Origin of the sequence: Microbispora sp. NPDC049633 (assembly GCF_040675265.1) — a bacterium.
GTDB lineage: Bacteria > Actinomycetota > Actinomycetes > Streptosporangiales > Streptosporangiaceae > Microbispora > Microbispora maris.
Genome location: NZ_JBFAOO010000377.1, coordinates 1,197 through 2,753 on the forward strand (window position 1 = coordinate 1,197; position 1,557 = coordinate 2,753).

Consider the following 1,557-nt stretch of genomic DNA (forward strand, 5'->3'; position numbering starts at 1 on the left):
CAGGCGAGTTCCAGGCCGTCGTAGCCCCATTCGGAGGCGAGGCGGCAGACCTCCTCGAACGGCAGGTCCGCCCACTGCCCCGTGAACAACGTGATGGGCCTGGTCATGAATCCTCCACATCGGTGAAGCGGCTGCCCTCAGCCGCGCTCTGCTCCACGGCGGCGAGCACCTTCTGCACCCGGAGCCCGTCCTCGAAGGACGGTGCGGGGTCGGCGCCTGCGGCCACCGCCTCGATGAAGTCCTTCACCTCGTGGGTGAAGGTGTGCTCGTAGCCGAGGCCGTGACCCGGCGGCCACCACGCCCCGGCGTACGGGTGGTCCGCCTCGGTGACGAGGATCCGCCGGAACCCGCCCTCGGCGGCGTCGAGCGTGTGGTCGTGGAACCACAGCTCGTTCATCGCCTCGAAGTCGAAGGACAGGCTGCCCAGCGATCCGTTGACCTCGATGCGCAGCGCGTTCTTGCGGCCCGCGGCGAACCGGGTGGCCTCGAAGGAGGCCAGCGCCCCGCCCTCGAAGCGGCCGATGAACAGCGCGGCGTCGTCCACCGTCACCTCGCCCATCTCACCGGTGCCGCCCTGGCCGGCCAGGCCGCTCGACCCCTCGGCGAGCGGACGCTGCTTGACGAAGGTCTCGGTGATCGCGCTCACCCCGGTCAGCGACCGGCCGACGACGAACTGCGCGGTGTCGATGATGTGGGCGCCGATGTCGCCGAGAGCCCCGGATCCGGCCTTGTCCTTCTGCAGGCGCCAGACCAGGGGGAACTCGGGGTCGACGATCCAGTCCTGCAGGTACTGCGCCCGCACGTGCCGGATCTCCCCGAGCCTGCCCTCTTCGACGAACCGCCGGGCCAGCGCGACGGCGGGCACCCGGCGGTAGTTGAAGGCGACCATGCTGCGCACGCCGCGCGCCGCCGCCGCGCGGGCGGCGGCGGCCATGGCCTCGGCCTCGGCCACGGTGTTGGCGAGCGGCTTCTCGCAGATGACGTGCTTGCCCGCCTCCAGCGCCGCGATCGCGATCTCGGCGTGGCTGTCACCGGGCGTGCAGATGTCGACGACCTGCACGTCGTCACGCTCGAGGAGCCGCTTCCAGTCGGTCTCCGCGTGGGCCCAGCCCAGCTTCTCGGCGGCCTGCGCGGTCGCCTCGGCGGACCTGCCGGCCACCGCCACCATCGCGGGTTTGACCGGCAGGTCGAAGAACGCGTCCACACTGCGCCAGGCCTGAGAGTGGGTCCGGCCCATGAACGCGTACCCGACCATGCCGATCCCGATGACAGGCCTCATGACTCGAAGCCGGTAGGCAGGTACTTGTCGGCGTTGTCCTTGGTGACGGTCTCCGAGGTCAGGGTGATCGACTGCGGCACCTGCTGCTCCAGCAGGTCGCTCATGCCCTTGCCCTGCGCGATCAGTCGCGCCAGCTTGATCGCCGAGGCGGCCATCGTCGGGCTGTAGGTGACCGTGGCCTTCAGCACACCGCTGTCGGCCTGGATGTCACGCATCGCGTTGGCCGAACCCGCACCACCGACCATGAAGAACTCGTCCCGGCCGGCCTCCTTGATCGC

General features: G+C 70.3%; 1 protein-coding gene and 2 pseudogenes. All 3 read right to left on the reverse strand.

The genetic code is table 11. The features are described from left to right. A pseudogene (locus AB0J39_RS39065) lies at window positions 1-107 on the reverse strand (sugar phosphate isomerase/epimerase); the annotation flags it as partial. Then, the gene (locus AB0J39_RS39070) at window positions 104-1,279 is read right to left on the reverse strand and encodes a Gfo/Idh/MocA family oxidoreductase (RefSeq protein ID WP_363474203.1); all 1,176 of its coding nucleotides are present in this window, start codon (window positions 1,277-1,279) and stop codon (window positions 104-106) included. The pseudogene AB0J39_RS39065 and the gene AB0J39_RS39070, both read right to left, overlap by 4 nt. Continuing rightward, window positions 1,276-1,557: pseudogene (locus tag AB0J39_RS39075) on the reverse strand (sugar ABC transporter substrate-binding protein); the annotation flags it as partial. The pseudogene AB0J39_RS39075 and the gene AB0J39_RS39070, both read right to left, overlap by 4 nt.

Excerpts from the sequence above, each read along its gene's own strand:
- AB0J39_RS39070 (WP_363474203.1), bottom strand. The coding sequence starts at position 1,279 with ATGAGGCCTGTCATCGGGATCGGCATGGTCGGGTACGCGTTCATGGGC.